General features: G+C 42.4%; 13 protein-coding genes. 7 read left to right on the top strand and 6 right to left on the bottom strand.

What is annotated here, in order from left to right; all coding sequences use genetic code 11:
* Positions 1 to 28 precede the first annotated feature (28 nt).
* A complete protein-coding gene (gene xylB, locus NST15_RS09535) occupies positions 29 to 1,522 on the top strand; it encodes a xylulokinase (protein ID WP_251185739.1) in 1,494 nt (497 codons plus the stop codon).
* Between the two features lie 94 nt (positions 1,523 to 1,616).
* Positions 1,617 to 2,303: a glycoside hydrolase family 11 protein gene (locus NST15_RS09530; RefSeq protein ID WP_007500674.1), complete on the top strand. Its 687-nt coding sequence runs from the start codon at positions 1,617 to 1,619 to the stop codon at positions 2,301 to 2,303.
* A gap of 46 nt (positions 2,304 to 2,349) precedes the next feature.
* On the opposite strand, the gene NST15_RS09525 is transcribed toward NST15_RS09530, so the two are convergent.
* Together NST15_RS09525 and NST15_RS09520 are read right to left on the bottom strand one after the other, a co-directional pair.
* On the bottom strand, positions 2,350 to 4,389 hold the full coding sequence (locus tag NST15_RS09525; RefSeq protein ID WP_035703218.1) for a molybdopterin oxidoreductase family protein: 2,040 nt from the start codon (positions 4,387 to 4,389) through the stop codon (positions 2,350 to 2,352).
* 118 nt (positions 4,390 to 4,507) lie between these two features.
* Entirely contained in the window at positions 4,508 to 5,704 is a 1,197-nt protein-coding gene (locus NST15_RS09520) for a cytochrome P450 (protein ID WP_035703214.1), read from the bottom strand.
* A 423-nt stretch (positions 5,705 to 6,127) separates the two neighbouring features.
* Between NST15_RS09520 and proC the strand changes: the two genes are divergently transcribed.
* From proC to NST15_RS09505, 3 genes are read left to right on the top strand one after another with little or no spacing between them, the layout of a single operon-like run.
* Positions 6,128 to 6,973, top strand: coding sequence for a pyrroline-5-carboxylate reductase (gene proC, locus NST15_RS09515; RefSeq protein ID WP_080563247.1), 846 nt, complete (start codon positions 6,128 to 6,130; stop codon positions 6,971 to 6,973).
* 27 nt (positions 6,974 to 7,000) lie between these two features.
* On the top strand, positions 7,001 to 8,119 hold the full coding sequence (gene proB, locus NST15_RS09510; protein WP_342498503.1) for a glutamate 5-kinase: 1,119 nt from the start codon (positions 7,001 to 7,003) through the stop codon (positions 8,117 to 8,119).
* Between the two features lie 18 nt (positions 8,120 to 8,137).
* Complete coding sequence (locus NST15_RS09505; protein ID WP_025207480.1) at positions 8,138 to 9,406, top strand: glutamate-5-semialdehyde dehydrogenase; 1,269 nt, start codon at positions 8,138 to 8,140, stop codon at positions 9,404 to 9,406.
* A 198-nt stretch (positions 9,407 to 9,604) separates the two neighbouring features.
* On the opposite strand, the gene NST15_RS09500 is transcribed toward NST15_RS09505, so the two are convergent.
* On the bottom strand, positions 9,605 to 10,174 hold the full coding sequence (locus NST15_RS09500) for a GNAT family N-acetyltransferase (RefSeq protein ID WP_342498502.1): 570 nt from the start codon (positions 10,172 to 10,174) through the stop codon (positions 9,605 to 9,607).
* Positions 10,175 to 10,262: 88 nt separating this feature from the next.
* Here NST15_RS09500 and NST15_RS09495 point away from each other — a divergent pair, with 88 nt between their 5' ends.
* A complete protein-coding gene (locus tag NST15_RS09495; protein ID WP_035391789.1) occupies positions 10,263 to 11,084 on the top strand; it encodes a MerR family transcriptional regulator in 822 nt (273 codons plus the stop codon).
* A 59-nt stretch (positions 11,085 to 11,143) separates the two neighbouring features.
* On the opposite strand, the gene NST15_RS09490 is transcribed toward NST15_RS09495, so the two are convergent.
* The 3 genes from NST15_RS09490 to NST15_RS09480 form a co-directional block, all read right to left on the bottom strand.
* Positions 11,144 to 12,973 carry an ABC transporter ATP-binding protein gene (locus tag NST15_RS09490; RefSeq protein ID WP_041092831.1) on the bottom strand — a complete coding sequence of 610 codons (1,830 nt, stop codon included), beginning with the start codon at positions 12,971 to 12,973 and terminating at the stop codon, positions 11,144 to 11,146.
* The gene (locus NST15_RS09485) at positions 12,970 to 14,703 is read right to left on the bottom strand and encodes an ABC transporter ATP-binding protein (RefSeq protein ID WP_342498501.1); all 1,734 of its coding nucleotides are present in this window, start codon (positions 14,701 to 14,703) and stop codon (positions 12,970 to 12,972) included. The genes NST15_RS09490 and NST15_RS09485 overlap by 4 nt, the downstream gene beginning before the upstream one ends.
* Before the next feature lie 94 nt (positions 14,704 to 14,797).
* Positions 14,798 to 15,700: a LysR family transcriptional regulator gene (locus NST15_RS09480; RefSeq protein WP_065460521.1), complete on the bottom strand. Its 903-nt coding sequence runs from the start codon at positions 15,698 to 15,700 to the stop codon at positions 14,798 to 14,800.
* A gap of 153 nt (positions 15,701 to 15,853) precedes the next feature.
* On the opposite strand from NST15_RS09480, the gene gltB reads away from it, so the two are divergent.
* Positions 15,854 to 20,425, top strand: a complete 4,572-nt coding sequence (gene gltB / locus NST15_RS09475) for a glutamate synthase large subunit (RefSeq protein ID WP_342498500.1) — start codon at positions 15,854 to 15,856, stop codon at positions 20,423 to 20,425.
* Positions 20,426 to 20,434 lie beyond the last annotated feature (9 nt).

Genomic DNA, 20,434 nt, shown 5'->3' with positions numbered 1-20,434 from the left:
CGGGCGGATGTTTTGAAGGAGTGAACACATGAAGTATGTGATGGGAATTGATCTTGGAACGAGTGGAGTTAAAGCGATATTAGTAGATGAGAGCGGGAAGGTATGCTGCGAGACGACTAAATCTTACCGCCTCATTCAAAGCAAACCAGGTTATTGTGAGCAAAATCCTGAAGACTGGGTAGAGCAGACGATTGCCGCAATGACAGAACTTATGGAGAGAAAGCCTGTTCAGTCAATGCAGGTAGAAGGCATCAGTTTTTCTGGACAAATGCACGGCCTTGTTTTATTGGATGAATCCCTTCAGGTGCTCAGGCCTGCCATCTTGTGGAATGACACAAGAACAACAGCGCAATGTGGGCGCATGACAGAAAAGCTAGGAGGCAGGCTGCAAGCGATCACAAAAAATCAGGCGTTAGAAGGGTTTACACTGCCAAAGTTGTTATGGGTAAAGGAACATGAACCAGAAATTGATCAACGAATCCATTTGTTTTTACTTCCAAAAGATTATGTCAGATATCGATTAACCGGCGCTATTCATATGGACTATTCTGATGCGGCTGGTACGTTACTGTTGGATATGGGAGAACAAACATGGAGTCAGGAGATTTGTCAAACCTTTGATATTCCGATTCGTATTTGCCCGCCGCTCGTTTCGTCGGAGGCGGAGGTTGGAACACTCTTGCCGCAGATCGCAAAGGAAACCGGGATGACAGAAGAGGTGAAGGTTTTTGCGGGTGGAGCGGATAATGCTTGCGGTGCCATTGGCGCCGGCATTTTATCATCAGGTCACACATTATGCAGCATTGGCACATCAGGTGTCATTCTTTCCTATGAAGAAAATCATAACAGAGAGCTGAATGGAAACTTGCATTTATTCCATCATGCAAAAAAAGACGCTTTTTATACAATGGGAGTCACTTTATCAGCAGGTTATAGCCTCGATTGGATTAAATCTTTACTTGCTCCAAATGATTCGTTTAAAGCCCTTTTAGCCGGAGCAAAGGATATAGCGCCTGGCGCAAATGGATTGCTATTTACGCCATATTTAGTTGGGGAAAGAACGCCTCATGCAGATTCAGTCATTCGTGGAAGCTTCATTGGATTAGACAGCCGGCATAAAAAAGCGCATATGCTTAGAGCGGTGCTCGAAGGAATCACTTTTTCATTAAATGAATCGATCGCTTTATTCAGGCAGGCCGGAAAAAGAATAGATGCTATTGTGTCCATTGGTGGAGGTGCGAGAAGTCATACATGGCTTCAAATGCAGGCAGACATTTTTCAAGCTGAAGTGATTCAGCTTGAAAATGAGCAAGGGCCCGCATTAGGTGCAGCGATGCTTGCAGCAGTTGGATGCGGCTGGTACGAGTCACTTGAGGCGTGCGCGGATCAGTTTATCCATCAAGCGGCCGTATTGACACCAAATCAACAGCATGTCGATGTATATGATCATCTCTTTCGTTTGTATCAAAGCATTTATACACACACAAGAGACATTCAGGCGGGTCTAGCACAGTATCGATAATCTAGTAGTGAGTGGGGGCATGAAAGGAGGTGATGAATTCGTTTCATCTTAGAGATGACAGAATCAAAAGGATGAAAAAGGAGAGGAATGGAAGATGAATTTGAGAAAATTAAGACTGTTGTTTGTGATGTGTATTGGACTGACGCTTATTCTGACGGCTGTACCAGCCCATGCGAGAACCATTACGAATAATGAAATGGGTAACCATAGCGGGTACGATTATGAATTATGGAAGGATTATGGAAATACCTCGATGACACTCAATAACGGCGGGGCATTTAGTGCAGGCTGGAACAATATCGGAAATGCTTTATTTAGAAAAGGGAAAAAGTTTGATTCCACTAGAACTCACCATCAGCTTGGCAACATCTCCATCAATTACAACGCAAGTTTTAACCCAGGCGGGAATTCCTATCTATGTGTCTATGGCTGGACACAATCTCCATTAGCAGAATACTACATTGTTGATTCATGGGGCACATATCGTCCAACAGGAGCGTATAAAGGATCATTTTATGCTGATGGAGGCACATATGACATTTATGAAACAACCCGTGTCAATCAGCCTTCCATTATCGGGATCGCAACCTTCAAGCAATATTGGAGTGTACGTCAAACGAAACGTACAAGCGGAACGGTCTCCGTCAGTGCGCATTTTAGAAAATGGGAAAGCTTAGGGATGCCAATGGGGAAAATGTATGAAACGGCATTTACTGTAGAAGGCTACCAAAGCAGCGGAAGTGCAAATGTGATGACCAATCAGCTGTTTATTGGCAACTAAAAAAGTCAAAGAAAAGAGCCGGGAGCAAAACTCCTGGCTCTTTCTATCATAATTTTTCAACTTCGACTCTGCCGGAAAAGAACGTCGCACCGCCGCCCATATCTGCCAAGCGATCAGGTGTGAGGCCATTCACCAAATGTTTTTTGCCTTTTTGGTCTGCCCATAATCCCTGGCTGACAACAACGCCAGATAGCACATTTTGTCCGACTGACACGATCAGCTCGCATTCTCCTCGATCATTCAGCACACGAACCATGTCCCCATCTTCAATCTGTCTTTCTTTTGCATCTTGTTCATTCATATGAAGCTTCGGAAATTTCTCAAGCTTTTGATGCTTCTCATGAAGAGAGAAGGTGGAATTAAGAAAATTATGGTTTGGTCCCGGTATAAACGTTAGTGGATAATCACTTTCCTTGAATAAAGGTACATAGGTTGGAAGGGCTGGATATCCATCTTTTTTCATTTGTTCAGAGTAAAGCTCAATTTTCCCGCTTGGGGTAGGGAGCTTTAAATCTTCGAAAGGCCCTCGTTTTGCTTTGATCCACTTTTTCTCTTTTAACGCTTGATATGAAATGTTTTCATAGTGCGGGTTTTCAGGATGATGAAGAGCTTGTTCCATTAGTTCCGCATCTGTCTCTTTAAAGGCTTCATCTTCAAAGCCCATCGCATGAGCCAAAAGACGAAACACTTCAGTGTTTGATTTGCTTTCTCCATAACGTTCTATAACAGGTTCTTGAATTTGAATGTAATGATGCCAGTAAGAAGTATAAAAATCCTCGTTTTCAAAGGCAGATGTCGCTGGCAGAACAATATCCGCATAAGTGGCTGTCTCTGTCATGAACAAGTCATGGACTACCGTAAATAAGTCTTCCCGCATCAAACCGTCTCTTACTTTATTTGCTTCAGGTGTCACAACAGCCGGGTTGCAAGAGTAGACAAAAAGAGAATCAATTGAAGGTTCTGCGTTCGTTAACACGCTGCCCAGCTGATTCATATTAAATGTTCTAGGTTCGCGCTCCTTTAATAATTCCGGTCGCTGAAGAGCGGTTTCATTATAACTAAGAAAAGAAGAGTTCGATTTCATCGCACCGCCGCCTTTGTGCAGCCATTGACCGGTGAGGGCAGGGAGGCAGGAGATGGTTCGAATACTCATGCCGCCATTATCGTGATGCTGAAGCCCATTGCCAATACGAATGAGAGACGGCGTTGTCTCTGCGTACATTCTCGCAAGTGAGACAATGTCTTCTTTAGGGACACCCGTGATTTGTTCAACCGTTTCTGGATCATACTGCTTCACATGCTCGCGAAGTTCATTGTGACCGACCGTGTAAGTCTCTAAAAATGACGCATCTGTGCGGTCTTCTTTAAAAATGACATGCATGATCCCAAGAGCTAGCGCACTGTCAGTGCCAGGGCGAAGCGGAATGAACCAATCTGCCATCCGGCCCGTTTGGTTTTTGTGCACATCAATGACGACAATTTTAGCCCCTTGCTTTCGAGCTTTTTGTGCCAACGTGATTTGATGCATATTGGTTGAAACCGCATTGATGCCCCAAAAGATAAATAGTTTTGTATGAATGGTTTCTTCTGGGTCTGTCCCAATGCTTGCGCCCATTGTATATTTATAGCCAGTTGTTCCGGCTGACTGACAAATGGTTCGGTCTAGCTGACTTGAGCCAAGTCGATAGAAAAAGCGGCGGTCCATTCCTTCTGCATTAAGATTCCCCATATTCCCATAGAAGCTGTAAGGCAAAATGCTTTCTGGTCCTTTTTCTTCGATCAGCTTTGTCCATTTTTGACGAATGGTTTCAATCGCTTCTTCCCACGTAATTGGTGCAAACTGCCGGTCACCTTTTTGACCTACACGTTTTAATGGCGTTGTCAGACGTTTTTCATCATATAAACGAGCTGTGACATTCCGCACTTTATTGCAAATGTTTCCTTGAGTGACTGGATGATCTGGATCTCCTTGAACTTTAACGATCTTTCCGTTCTCTTTATGTATTAAAAGACCGCACTGATCAGGGCAATCTAACGAACAAACTGATTTGAATATCCCGTCTTTCATTGCTGTGTAATCGGTCATACGTTTAGCTTCCTTTCCGAATTCCGTGATCACTGTACATATGGACTTTATTTTAGCATGTTCAGAGCAGGAAGGTAAGGATAAGCATATGAAAAAAAGCCCCTGATGAAAGGGGCTTTTAAAAACGGGTGACCTGCACAGGGAATTCTTTGACCCCAAACACAAACGTGCTTTGAATCGGTTTCAGCTGATCTGCCGCACAGGTGATTTCTCGAAACGTACGGAGTAAAATCTCAAGTGCTAGATGAGCCTCAAGCCGGGCGAGAGGGGCACCAAGACAAAAATGGATGCCGAAGCCAAAGCTCAAATGCGGATTTGATTTTCTGTCAAGACGAAACGTATCTGGATCGTCAAACTTCCGTTCATCACGATTCGCAGATGCCACCCAGCTGATGAGATAGTCTCCTTTTTCAATGTGAGAACCGGCAATCTGAACATCCTCTGCTGCAACTCGCCCAATCGCTTGAACAGGCGGATAATAGCGCAGCGTTTCCTCCGTCAATTGAGGAATGAGAGACAGGTCTTGCCGCACTGATTCGGCGATATGCGGCTGTTCTGTTAAAAGTCGTACTGCATTTGTGATTAAATTCGTCGTTGTTTCATTACCAGCAACGAGTAAGAGTATACAAAAGCCAAGCAGTTCATTTTCTGATAAACGCTCACCGTCAATTTCTGCTTGGATGAGAAGGGAGATTAAATCATCGGCTGGTGTTTCTTTTCGTTTTTGGATCAAATGAGCAAAGTACGCTGAGAGCTCTTTTTCTGCTTGTTTTTGCATGTCGACAACGGCTTGAATAGCTTCTTTTGAATCATCTTTGGCTCCTGCAACTAGAGCATCTGAATGCTTTTTGATCAGCTCTCTGTCTTTCACTTCTGCACCGAGAAGCTCGGCGATGATCATGACAGGTAGGGGAGCGGCCAGATCTTGCACAATATCGAAGGTCCGTTGATCCTTTACTTGATTTAATAGATCATGGGTCAAGTCTTTGATCTTTTCTTCTATTTGTTTGATCGCTTTTGGCGTGAAGGCTTTATTGACGAGTGCTCTCATTTTGGTATGTTTTGGAGGGTCCATTGTTAAAATACTCGTTTTAGATGTACTTCTTCCTCGCTGTGATGAAAACACTTTTGGCTGCTTCAGAACGGACTGAATATCAGCATATCGAAAGAGATCCCAGCACTTTCTCGTTTCATCGTATCGAATATCACCCTGCGATCGTAATTCATTGTAGATAGGGAATGGGAAAAGAAGGTCATCAGTAGATCGGATTTCTTTCATTGGGATGACATTGACGTAATTTTCTTTTACTTTCATTATGAACGCTCCTTTTTCACTTGATTTCCCTTTCACGGTATCACCACGAAAAACGCATTTCAACGGACATGTTTTCTAAAATATGTCAATAGTCTAATCGAAAGATTCAAACACATTCATCCTATAGGAAAATAGAAAGTCATCAAAAATGATAGCGCTTTCTAAAAACTAGAATTGAAGTCACCGAAACCAAAAATAAAATGGTGAATTCAGTCGAACGAAAGGGTACTATGATTCAAATCTATATAGTTCTTTTGATCTAAATTGATGATTTAAAAAAACACGGCTAACATACATACCGCAAGCTGTTCAGCGTGTATTCGGGACTTTTGAAAAGCGCTGGCTCTTTCTTGACACGATTTCTCATCATGTTACGATAACTAACGTGCGAAAAACACGAACAAAAAGCGAACAAGGGAGAGGATCAATATCATTGATCAAAAGAAAGTTGCTTTCATTGGAGCAGGTTCTATGGCGGAAGGAATGATTGCAGGTATTGTGCGATCAGGTCAGATGCCGCTCAGCCAAATTTACGCAACAAACAAGCAAAATAAGCAGCGATTAAACGAACTAACGAAACGCTACGGAATCCAAACAGCCACAATGGATTCATTTCCTTTTGAAGAGATGGATATGTTGATCCTGGCGATGAAGCCAAAGGATGCTGAAACAGCACTTGAATCATTAAAACCTCATATTCAGAAAGATCAGCTCATCCTGTCTGTACTTGCAGGTGTGAAATCATCGTATATTGAAGACATGCTGCATGAAGGGCAGCCTGTTATGCGAGTAATGCCAAATACGTCAAGTACGATTGGGGCGTCGGCGACCGCTTTATCTGCTGGACGTGATGTGAAAAATGAACATGTAAGCATGAGTCGGGCTCTTTTATCTGAAATGGGAGAAGTGTATACCATTCAGGAAGAGCAAATGGATATTTTCACAGGAATTGCCGGAAGCGGTCCAGCTTATTTTTATTTCTTAATGGAAAGAATCGAAGAAGCTGGAGAAGAAGCTGGCTTATCAAAAGAAATGTCCCGTCAAATCGGTACACAGACACTTCTCGGTGCAGCGAAGATGCTGCAAGAAACAGCTGAAAATCCTTCTGTCCTCAGAGAAAAAATTACGTCACCTAATGGAACAACGGCTGCAGGACTAGATGCATTAGATGATTTTGGCGGAGGAGAAGCCATCAAGCAGGCCGTCAAACATGCCGCCAATCGATCAAAAGAAATAAGTGAACAGCAAAAACAAAAAGTAACGATATAAATAGAGCCTCAATACAGGAGTGATAAGGTGTACGCAGATAAAGAGAGAAAACGAATTGTTGTGAAAATCGGAAGCAGCTCTCTTACTAGCTTTCAAGGTGAGATTAGTTTAAAAAAACTAGAAAACCTCGTCAATCAAATTGTAAAACTCAAAGATGAAGGACACGAAGTCATTTTGGTTTCATCTGGTGCGGTTGCAGCTGGTTACCGAAAATTAGGATTTATTGATAGACCGAAAACACTGCCAGAAAAACAGGCGTCTGCCTCAATAGGGCAAGGGCTTTTAATGGAGTCATATTCTACTTTATTTTTATCGCACGGCTATATTGCTTCACAGCTATTAATTACAAGAAGCGATTTTTCAGATGAAACGCGCTATCAAAATGTGCGAAATACAATGAATGTGTTATTAGATCGAGGGATCATCCCGATTATTAATGAAAATGATACAGTGACGATCAATCGGTTGAAGTTTGGAGATAATGATACATTGTCTGCAAAAGTAGCTGGACTGATTGATGCGGATTTCCTCGCTATTTTATCTGATATTGACGGTTTGTATGAAGATAACCCTCATACAAATCCGAATGCGAAGAGAATTCTAGAAGTCACAGAAATCACAGAAGACATCGAAGCAGCCGCTGGAGATGCGGGAAGCAGCGTTGGCACAGGCGGAATGAAATCAAAACTCGACGCCTTTAAAATTTCAATGGCCTCAGGCATCAATGGCTTTTTGGGAAAAGCCGATACGCCTCACATTTTAGACAAAGCCATTAATGGGACAGAGGACGGCACTTATTTTACAGCTGACGAAAATTTAGCGCCGCTGAATTATAAAAAACAGTGGATTGCTTTTCATTCTGGCCCAAAAGGCGAAATCGTTGTTCAAGAGAAAACACAGGAGCTTCTCATGCATCGTGAGAAAAGTCTGGATTCTGACGGCATAGTCGATGTAAAGGGTTCGTTTAAAAAAGGCGATGTAGTCCGTATTTTAGATCAAGATGAAAGAGAAATAGGGCTTGGCATTGTCAATTATGCGTCCGACGAACTCGCACTGAGCGGTGACTTGCTACAGGATGAAGTGGTGCATGTCGTAGATCTTGAAGCGTTTGTTTGTCATTTAGATTTATCAATACCAGTTTGCTAATCATAAGGGAGGAATTTCATGACACTGACAGCTGAAGTTGTCACATCGGTCAAAGAAAAAGCGAAAAAAGCAAAGCACGTATCAAAAAAACTAGGCTTACTTCAAACAGAGGAAAAAAATGAGGCGCTGCTGAAAATAGCAGAAACGCTCGAACAGCAAAGTGATTTTATTTTACAGGAAAATCAAAAGGATTTAGAGGCAGGAAAAGAAAAGGGCTTCTCTGAAGCATTAATGGATCGATTAATGTTAAATGAAGAGAGAATTCATGAGTTTGCAGAAAGTTTGCGGCTTGTGACGAGATTAACAGATCCTGTTGGAGAAATATTGGATGAATGGACTCTTGAGAACGGCTTACATGTGAAAAGCCGAAGAGTACCGCTCGGCGTGATCGGGATGATCTATGAAGCGAGACCGAATGTCACTGTCGATGCAGCAGGGCTTGCCCTCAAGGCAGGCAACTCAGTGATTTTAAAAGGCGGTTCCTCCGCTATTTCTTCCAACAAAGCCATCGTCCGCGTCATTCATGAGGCATTGGATCAAACAAAGATCCCTCGTGATGCGGTACAGTTTATTGAACAAACAGACCGTTCATCGGTTCAAGCGATGTTTCATCTAAAAGAGTGGATTGATGTTTTAATTCCGAGAGGCGGGGCTTCTTTAATCAAAACCGTTGTAGAAGAATCGACCATTCCAGTTCTTGAAACAGGGACAGGGAACTGCCATATCTTTATTGATCAAACAGCGAATGTAGAAAAAGCCATTCAGATTGTCATCAATGCGAAAACAAATCGTCCGGCCGTTTGTAATGCGCTTGAGACTCTGATCGTTCATCGCGATTGGCTGAAAGAAAATGGTGCAGCATTGAATGAAGCATTGCTTCAGCATCATGTCACTGTGCATGGAGATCAAGACGCTCAATCTTTCTTTTCCGAAGCGGTTCCTGCGGAGGAAGTGGATTGGACAGATGAGTATTTAAGTCTTGATCTTGCGGTGAAAGTCGTTGACTCAATTGAGGACGCCATTCACCACATTGATCAGTACGGAACGAAACATTCAGAAGCCATCGTAACAGAGGATGAAAAAAACGCACAAATCTTTCTAAACGAAGTCGATGCGGCCGCTGTTTATCATAACGCATCTACACGTTTTACAGATGGCGGTGCACTAGGATATGGCGCTGAAATTGGCATTTCTACTCAAAAACTGCACGCAAGAGGGCCAATGGGACTTCCTGCACTGACAACAACAAAGCTGCTTCTATCTGGTGATGGTCAGATTAGAAGCTAGAATGAATGTAAAGAACACTACCTTTCTAACTTGAGGTAGTGTTTTTTAGTGACTGATGAAAGAAGAGAGAAAAAAGGGAACGACATGGAAACGATGCTGAAGCACTGACAACTCTTGAAAAAGAAGACAAAGGGCTAAAATAAAGTCCATTTTAGCCCTTTGTCAACAATCTGAAACTCCCCATAAGAGGGAGTTTTTTTATGAACTTGAACGGTCTTTTTTCATGACTTTCTCAAATTTGAAAAATTCAAATGTCTCAGGCGCTAAAGGGTTATTTTCTTGATCGTTCTCATGAGGCAAGCTCGGATCTGGATGGTGCAAGTGATAAAACTCAACAATCTGAAAGCCGCATTTGTTCACATAAAAATGAATGTTGCGCTTTTCAAAATAAGGAGTGACAACTTCCCACACCTTCGTTTCTGGATATTGCGCCTCAATGGCTTTCCATGCTGCCTGACCAATGCCTCGGCTGTGAGATGATGAAGAAATGTATAATAGGTCCACCGAATTGCGGTGTGTGTGATGGTTGATTTTTAAAACAACCCCTCCTGCCTTTTGACCATTTAGTAAAATATGATAGACAAGGTTCTCTGTCGAATAAAAAGATTCATCAATCGACTCATCAGGAGGAATTGGTCCACCTTCTGCATCGCCAAATGCATCAATGATGCCAGCTGTGAAAGCATCTTGCAGTTCCTTTTTCATCAAAGGGAAGTCCTCTTGTTTTGCAAGTGATAATGTGACTTGATCTTGTGCGATTTTGTTCATGTGTAAATCCTTTCTCCACATACGTGGTGTTTATGCATGTTATCATAAAGGATGGAGTAACTCCATAGTCAAGAAAGGAGCCCTAAAAATGATGAGCGATGTTCAAAAAACATTTTTAACTGGAGAATTTGCGTCATTATTTGAAGTGAAAAAAGATACACTGCTCTATTATGATAAAATCGATTTGTTTAAGCCGGCAGGTGTTCAGGAAAATGGATACCGTTATTATACATTTGAACAATTTGATCATTTCATGGCCATTCAATCCCTTCGTGCTGTTCAATTTCCGATCAAGCAATTAAAACAATACTTTACTGAGCCTTCTCAAGATAAATTGCAAAGCCTGGCGGTTGATCAAGCAGAAAAGGTCGGAGAGGAGATCCAAAAACTACAGGATATTCAATCTTTTCTTTTTCGTGTGATCGAGACAACGAATGAATTATCATCAGTGAAAACAGGGGAGGTCTTGTTTCAAGAACTGCCAGAGGAACCGATCGTCCTCAGTACATCAAACCCGATTGATTCAAACACACCTGTAGAAGAAATTTCTCGAATTGTAGGAGAATTTCTGAAAGGAATTGGGATTAAAGGTGCTGCGGCAAATGGTTCTGTTTTAAACAAGGAGCAGTTTTTGCAGCGTCATTATCATCAGTCTGATAGGCTGTTTTGCCGAATGGAAGGGCCGGATGCAGTCAAAAAGCCAGCGGGTCTATATGCAGTCATGTATCAACAAGGAACATATGAAGAGATGGAGACTGCCTATTCACGTTTATTAGATCAAATCGAAGCAGAGGATATGATACTGGATGGAGATGTCTTTGAGGAGTATTTACTTCATTCTCTGATGTCTAAAAATGAAGCGGATTACATGACAAAACTCAGTGTGAAAGTCAGAAAACGGGAAGCTTAAGGTATCACAAAAAGGATAGACATGCATTTTTACATGCTGTCTATCCTTTTTGGTGCTGTTTAACCGACTTGGTTCTCGGCAAATTGACTCATATAGAGGTCTGCATAAAAACCTTTTTCTTTCAAAAGCTCACGATGAGTTCCTTTTTCAATAATCGTGCCATCTTTCATGACTAAAATGAGATCGGCATCTTTAATCGTTGAAAGTCGATGTGCAATGACGAAGCTTGTTCTGCCGTTCATTAATTCATTCATCGCTTTTTGAATATGCATCTCTGTCCGTGTATCGACACTGCTTGTTGCTTCATCTAAGATTAATATCTTCGGATCAGATAAGATGGCACGGGCGATGGTTAACAGTTGACGTTGACCTTGTGAGAGGTTGCCGGCATCTTCTGTTAAGAGTGTGTCATATCCATCTGGAAGGGTGCGGATGAAATCGTCTGCATAGGCATGTTTAGCGGCCTTCAACACATCCTCTTTTGAAACATGCGGTCTACCATATGCGATGTTGTCATAAATTGTGCCTTCAAAGAGCCATGTATCCTGAAGAACCATCGCAAATAAGTCACGTACTTGCTCTCGGCTGAGGTCGGTTGTTTTTACGCCGCCAATGCGAATGGAGCCTTGATCTAGCTCGTAAAAGCGCATTAACAGATTAATAATCGTTGTTTTTCCAGCGCCTGTTGGCCCAACAATGGCCACCGTTTGTCCTTCTCGGACTTGTAAATTCAAATCTTTAATAATGGGTTGATCTTTCTCATAACCGAAGTGAACGTGCTCAAAGGCCACATCTCCAGAAAGGGATTTAAGATCAATCGCTGCATCTTCTTCCGCATTTTCTTCTTCCTCATCCAGAATTTCAAACACCCGTTCAGCTGAAGCGATAGCAGATTGAACTAAGTTTGCAACACTGGATGCTTGCACAAGCGGCTGCGACATTTGCTGTGTGTATTGGATAAATGCTTGCACATCCCCAACACGAATATTCCCGTTAATGACAAGAATTCCGCCAGCAACACTTACCGCCACATAGCCAAGATTCCCAATAAAGGTCATCATCGGCATCATTAAGCCGGAGATAAATTGTGCTTTTCTTGAAGATTCATATAGTTGTTCGTTTAATTGATCAAATGTATCAATGGCTTTCTTTTCATAGCCATACGCACGAACCGTCTGATGTCCTGTGAACATTTCATTAATATGTCCATTGATCATCCCTAGTTCTTTTTGCTGTGCTTTAAAATGCTTTTGCGAAAATGATGTAATGCCTCGAATCGCAAACAAACTGAGAGGCAGCGTCAAACAAACAAGCAGTGTCAGCAGCGGACTGATGAAAAGCATCATGACGACAATACCAATGACTGTAATAACAGATGTGATCACTTGCGTGAGTGCCTGCTGTAAAGAAGTATTAATATTATCAATGTCGTTCATCACCCGGCTCAGCGTGTCTCCGTGTGTTGTTTTATCAAAATAACGAAGAGGGAGACGTGTAAGTTTGTCACTCGCTTCTTGTCTTAGTTCAGCAATGGTCTGCTGCGAGACACCAGCCATCACATATTGCTGCACGAATGAGAAGAGAGAAGCCACGACATATAATAGAACAAGCAGCAATAAAATGCGTGAAATGACATCGAATTGAACACCAGTTCCTTGTGTAAAACTTTCAAATAGGGAAGAGGTGGCATCCCCAAGTAATTTTGGACTGACAACATTAAAAACGGTTGAACCGATCGCTGCAATCAGGACAATGATCAGCTGAAATTTCCTCGGTTTTAAATAGCCCGTTAAACGAAGAAGTGTTTTTTTAAATTCCTTCGGTTTTTGTACTGGGCCCCTTGGGTGACCGCCTTTATGTCCCATTCCAGAAGACATTTTTTTACTCATCCTTGCTCCACCTCCTGACCTTCCTGTGATGCGACTATCTCTTGATAGACAAGGTTATCTTTCAGTAACTGTTCATGTGTACCGATACCTGCTATTTTTCCATCATCTAACACAATGATTTTATCGCTATGCTTCACTGTGCTGATTCTTTGAGCCACAATAATCAAAGCAGCATGCTCTTTTTCAGCTTCTAGCGCTGACCGAAGTTTTGCATCCGTTTTGTAATCAAGGGCAGAGAAGCTATCGTCAAACAGGTAGAATGCAGGTTTTCTTACGAGTGCTCTTGCAATCGAAAGACGTTGTTTTTGACCGCCAGAGAGATTCGAACCCCCTTGGTCTATCTCTGCGTGAATTCCGCCATCTTTTTGCAAAACAAATTCTTCGGCCTGTGCTGTCCGCAGTGCCTGCCAAATCTCGTCATCTGTTGCATCGCGTTTGCCAAAGCGCACATTATCAGCAATGGTTCCGCTAAATAAAATGGCTTTTTGAGAAACATAACCCATCTGACTTCTCAGTTTCTCTTGAGGCAATTCTCTAATATCGACACCATCTAATGTAATTTTTCCTTCTGTGGCTTCATAAAAACGTGTCATCAGCTGAAGAAGGGTCGTTTTCCCGGAACCTGTACTGCCGATGATCGCCGTCGTTTCACCCTTTTTGGCTTCAAACGTCATGTCTTGAACGGCTGGTTTTTCAGCATTTGAATAATAAAATGACACATCCTCAAAGCGAATGGACTGGGCTGGCTGATCAAGTTTAGTGACAGCTTCTTTTTTGTCTTTAATTTTTGGTTCTAGATTTAACACTTCATTCATCCGTTTAGCTGATGCCTGAGCTCTAGGCACCATAATAAAACTCATAGAAAGCATAATGAGTGCCATTAAAATCATCATCGCATATTGAATGAAGGCGATCAGATTCCCGACTTCCATCTGTCCGGCATCAATCCGATTAGCGCCAATCCAGACAATACCGATATTCGTGAAGTTCATGATAATGAGCATAAAAGGGAACAAGTACGCCATTAATCGATTGACCTTAAGGCCAGTATCCTTATACGATGTATTGGCTTTTTGAAAACGTTCCTTTTCGTCATCTACTCGGTTAAACGCACGAATGACCCGAATGCCTGAAAGCGACTCTCTCATAATCAAGTTCAGCCGGTCCGTTTTTTTCTGAAGCTGACCAAAGAGGGGGATCGCTTTTCTTGACACCAAATAAATGAACCCGCCAAGAAGGGGAAGAGCTGCTAAAAAGATGAGAGATAACACAGCATCTCTAGATACAGCCAAAATAATTCCACCAACGAGCATAAGAGGCGCCCGTGTCATCATTTGTAAGATCATGATCGTGACATCTTGAACTTGTTTCACATCATTTGTGGATCTTGTAATAAAGGAAGATGTCCCGATTTTTTGAAATTCTTCTAATGAGAATTGTTCGACATGCACAAACAGCTGTCTTCTCATATCACGCCCGAAGCCTAGAGCTGTCTTAGATGACAAGTAGGACTTCCAAATCGTGAGCAAGATGGCAAGTAAAGAACAAGCCACCATCCAGCCCCCAACCTTCCATATATAAGCGACATCTCCTTGGACGATCCCGACATCAACGATATCTGCTGTAAGCGTCGGTAAATACAGCTGGAGCATACTGCTCAAAAAGGTGAGAATCACAATGAACACAACGGATAGCCGATAGGGCTTTAAAAACGATAAAATTGATTTCATACGATTACCTTTCTTCCATATAGTCTGTTGTTCTGTAACTCATCATATACAAAGAGGGATTATTTCTACAAATGAAATGTCTTGTTTTAGTGAATTATTTATATTGTTCAATTTTAGAAAAGAAATCCTTCACAAACACATAAAAATCATGGGCAGAAGGAGACATTTCTCGCGTTTTAGATGCAATAATGCCAACCGTTCTTCTCACTTGAGGAAAATCGATCGGAATTTTCACTGTAAATCGCGGTGTTGTTTCATAAAAGGCACTTTCGGGTAATAAGGTAACACCCATTCCTGCCGATACGAGACCTTTTATGGCATCCAAATCTTCTCCTTCAGATGAAATGGTAGGCTCATAGCCAGCCTGCTTACAGGCATCAACCGCAATTTGTCTCAGCACATACCCTTCAGGAAATAACACGAAATGATCCTTTCTTAAATCACTTAAATGAATGCTCCTTTGTCCGCTAAAGGGGTGGCTAACCGGTAAAAGGGCATAAATGCTTTCAGAAAACAAAATATTTCCTTCTATTTGAGAATCGTTTGTCGGTACAGGTCCTAAAAAGGCAAGATCGATATCACGATTTTTAACGGCTTCAATGAGAAACTTATAAGAACCTTGACGAAGTAAAAAATCGACTTCTGGATATTCCAGCTTAAATGCGGAAATGACAGAAGGGAGCACTTGGCTTGCTAGACTTGTAGGAAAGCCAATATTCACCGTCCCTTTGTGCGGATCTAAGTATTCATCAATTTGCTCTTTTGCGTAATCAATGGCTTTGAGTGCAGTTCTGACATGATCTAAAAATTGTCTGCCGATTTTCGTTAATTTGATATTTCGTCCTTCTCGTTCGAATAAAGCCACTCCAAGTTCTTCTTCTAAATTGGCAATCTGCCGGCTGATGGCAGATTGGGCAACGTGTAAGTTTTCAGCCGCTTCTGACACGTGTTCACGGTCAGCAACTTCTACAAAATAACGTAATTGACGAAGTTCCATTTTTGCACTTCACACCCATCTATCTCAAAAAGAGATTGTTTTGATCTAAATTATATATTGTTTATATTAATTTGAAAACTTAAAATAAGTTACAGAGTTTGTGAGATTTTATTACTGTGAAAAAACGGATCTTTTAAACGGGGGAGAGAAACGATGACTTATAATCAACTACCACAACCACAAGGTCTCTACCGTCCTGAATTTGAACATGATGCATGTGGAATCGGACTGTACGCCCATTTAAAAGGGGAGGCGACACATAGCATCGTTAAAAAGGGATTGCAAATGCTGTGCCAGCTTGATCACCGCGGCGGGCAAGGCAGTGATCCGTATACAGGTGATGGTGCCGGTTTAATGGTACAACTGCCAGACGCTTTTTTTAGAAAGAACTGCCAAGACTTTGCACTTCCAGAAAAGGGCCGTTACGGGGTAGGAATGGTGTTCTTTTCAAAAGATGATGATGCCAAAACGCGTCAAGCGATCGAACAAAAGATCAACGGCTTCATTAAACAAGAAGGGCAAACATTAATTGGCTGGAGAACGGTCCCTGTTGATGCTGGGAAAATTGGAACGGTTGCAGCGAAGAGCTGTCCGGTTGTCCGGCAGGTGTTCATCGGAGCAAACGACAACATTACAGACCGTTTGTCATTTGAACGAAAACTATATGTCATCCGTAAGCAGGCTGAAAACTGGGGAACAGCAGAGGAAAAACAATTTTACTTTGTCAGCCTGTCGAGTCAAACCATCGTATATAAGGGGCTTTTAACATCAGATCAAGTCGATGCTTTTTATCTTGATCTACAGGATGAAACATTTGTTTCTGCATTTTCACTCGTTCATTCAAGATTTAGTACAAATACATTCCCGACATGGGAACGAGCGCATCCAAACCGTTACTTAATTCATAACGGAGAAATCAACACATTAAGAGGAAACATCAATTGGATGAGAGCAAGAGAACAGCAATTCGTGTCTGAAGCCTTCGGAGAAGATCTAGACAAGATTTTGCCAGTGCTGAATGCAGACGGAAGTGATTCATCCATTTTAGACAATGCCTTTGAATTTTTCGTGCTTGCAGGGCGTACTCCTGCTCATACAGCGATGATGCTGATTCCTGAGCCGTGGACGGAGAATACGCACATGTCAAAAGAGAAACGGGCATTTTATGAATACCATAGTTCGTTAATGGAGCCGTGGGATGGCCCGACAGCGATTTCGTTTACGGATGGTAAACAAATCGGCGCCATCTTAGACCGGAACGGATTAAGACCCGCGAGATACTATGTGACAAATGACGATCATATCATTTTCTCATCTGAGGTCGGCGTCATCGACACAAATGAAGAAGATGTGAAGTATAAAGACCGTCTTGAACCAGGTAAAATGCTGTTAATCGATTTAGAAGAAGGACGTATTATTTCTGATGAAGAAGTGAAATCTTCGATTGCGAATGAACTTCCTTATCAAAAATGGCTCGATGAAGAAATGGTTCACGTCAATCGCTCTGAAGAAAATTCAGAAAATTCTAGTATAATGAGTGATTTGTTAACGCGTCAGCGTGCTTTCCATTATACGTACGAAGACATTCAAAAGTATTTAATTCCTTTACTCGAAGAAGGGAAGGACCCAATTGGCTCAATGGGAAGTGATACACCGCTTGCTGTGTTATCAGATCGTGCACAGTCGCTGTTTTCTTATTTCAAACAGCTGTTTGCTCAAGTCACGAATCCGCCGATTGATGCCATTCGTGAGCAGCTTGTTACATCGACCATGACTTGGTTAGGTGCAGAAGGAGACATTTTACATCCAAATGAATATTCATGCCGAAGAATTAAACTTTATACACCTGTTTTAACAAGCGGTCAGTTCAACGGCTTGAAAACAATTGTTCATAACGCCTTTAAAAGCAAAACGATTCATACACTTTTCACTGATGACCTAAAACGCGGTCTTGATGCGATGTTTGAAGAGGCAGAAAAAGCCATTCGTGAAGGGGTATCTTTACTAATTCTTTCCGATCGTGACATGACGGAAGAAAAAGTGCCGATTCCACCACTTCTTGCATTGAGTGCACTTCATCAGCATCTTGTGCGTCAAGGCTTACGAACAAAGGTGAGCTTAATCGTCGAATCTGGAGAAGTAAGAGAGGTTCATCATTTTGCCGCACTGATTGGCTACGGTGCAGATGCGATCCATCCGTACCTCGTTTACGAAACATACAAACAGCTTATTGCTGAAGAAGCGATTGCGATTAGCTTTGATGAGGCTGTCACAAAGTTTGGGAAAAGTGTGACTGAGGGCGTCGTTAAAGTAATGTCTAAAGTGGGAATTTCCACTGTCCAAAGCTATCGAGGCGCACAAATTTTTGAAGCAGTCGGCATTAGTGAAGATGTCATCCAGGCGTATTTCACAGGAACAGCTTCTCAGCTAGGCGGTATTGATCTTGACACCATTGCAAGTGAAGCAAAGCTTCGTCATGAGGCTGGGTATCAGGCATCAACTGATCAAACGCTAGAATCAGGCAGTGAGTTCCAGTGGAGAAAAAATGGAGAGCATCATGCCTTTAACCCAAAAACCATTCATACCCTTCAGTGGGCATGCCGCAACGAAGATTATGATTTATTTAAGCAATATACGAAGGCAGCGGATGAAGAACGAATTGGTTTCCTTAGAAATCTATTTGCTTTTCATTCAAAACAAAAGCCAGTTCGTCTGGAAGAAGTTGAATCTGCAGAATCCATTGTGCGCCGCTTTAAGACAGGTGCGATGTCATTTGGTTCATTAAGTAAAGAAGCGCATGAAGCACTAGCGATTGCGATGAACCGAATTGGCGGCAAAAGCAACAGCGGAGAAGGCGGGGAAGATCCTGCACGCTTTACAGTAGATGAGCACGGGGATGATCGCAGAAGTGCGATTAAACAGATTGCTTCTGGCCGCTTTGGCGTGAAGAGTCATTACTTAGTCAATGCAGATGAACTGCAAATTAAAATGGCGCAAGGTGCAAAGCCTGGAGAAGGCGGACAGCTGCCAGGAAATAAAGTGTATCCTTGGGTCGCAGACGTACGCGGTTCTACGCCAGGTGTTGGGCTGATCTCACCACCGCCTCACCATGATATTTATTCAATCGAGGATTTGGCTCAACTGATCCATGATTTGAAAAATGCAAACCGTGACGCACGCATTAGTGTCAAGCTTGTCTCTAAAGCGGGCGTTGGAACGATTGCAGCAGGTGTCGCAAAAGGGACAGCGGATGTTATCGTGATTAGTGGATATGATGGCGGTACTGGGGCTTCTCCGAAAACAAGTATTAAACATACAGGACTTCCTTGGGAACTTGGATTGGCAGAAGCGCATCAAACCCTTGTCTTAAACGGTCTTCGAGAGCGAGTCGTTCTTGAGACGGATGGCAAATTAATGACAGGCCGCGACGTTGTCATGGCTGCGATTTTAGGAGCAGAAGAATACGGCTTTGCGACAGCTCCACTTGTCGTATTAGGCTGCGTCATGATGAGAGCATGTCATTTAGATACTTGCCCAGTCGGTGTCGCTACGCAAAACCCTGAACTTCGCAAAAAATTCATGGGTGACCCTGATCACATTGTCAACTTCATGATGTTTATTGCAGAGGAAGTAAGAGAAATTTTAGCTGAACTTGGCTTTACATCAATGGATGAATTGATTGGGCGTACGGATGTTTTATCAGTAAGTGAAAGAGCAAAAGCACACTGGAAAGCAGGACAGCTGAACCTTGAAACCCTGCTTTATCAGCCAGAGGGAGCACGCTCATTCAGAACGCCGCAAAATCATAAAATTGATGAATCACTGGATATGAATGAGATTCTTCCTTATGTACAGAAAGCGCTCGATCATCAAACACCGGTTGATCTGTCACTAAACATTCGCAACATTCACCGTGTAGCTGGAACGATTACGGGCAGTGAAGTGTCTAAGCGCTACGGAGAAGAAGGTCTGCCAGAGGATACGATCACACTTCGGTTCACTGGTTCAGCTGGACAAAGCTTCGGCGCATTTGTTCCAAAGGGGATGTCCTTATATTTAACAGGTGACTCAAATGATTATATCGGCAAAGGACTCTCTGGAGGCAAAATTGCTGTCAAAACATCTGATCACTTTGTACAAAATGGACATGAGAACGTGATTGTCGGTAACGTTGCATTTTACGGCGCGACAAGCGGAAAAGCTTATATTAACGGCCGTGCAGGTGAACGATTTGCGGTTCGTAATTCAGGTGTCAATGTGGTCGTTGAAGGAATCGGTGATCACGGCTGTGAATACATGACTGGCGGACGTGTTGTCATTTTAGGTGACGTCGGGAAAAACTTTGGTGCAGGGATGTCTGGCGGTATCGCTTATGTGCATACATCTGATGCAAAACAGTTCAAAAGAATGTGTAACATGGAAATGATCATGTTTGAAAAACTCACAGATCACGAAGAAGAACAAGAAGTGAAGCAAATGATTCAGGAACACCTTGATTATACAAACAGCTCAAAAGCAGCAGCGCTTCTAGAGAACTGGGCACAAGAAAAGAATCAATTCATTAAGATCATTCCGAGAAATTACAAAATGATGCTTCAAAGCATTGAGGAACAAAAACAAGCAGGCCTCAGCCACGAGGAAGCTGTTATGTTCGCATTTGAAGCAAACACAAAACCGAAAAATAAAGAAACGGCAAACGGGCAAAAAGCAGCCCTCGCTCATTAAGAAAGGGGA

Origin of the sequence: Bacillus sp. FSL R5-0820 (genome assembly GCF_038593385.1) — a bacterium.
In the GTDB taxonomy this organism is placed as follows: Bacteria; Bacillota; Bacilli; order Bacillales; family Bacillaceae; genus Bacillus; species Bacillus altitudinis.
Note: the sequence above shows the minus strand (reverse complement) of the source record. Positions and strands in the feature narration are given on the sequence as shown.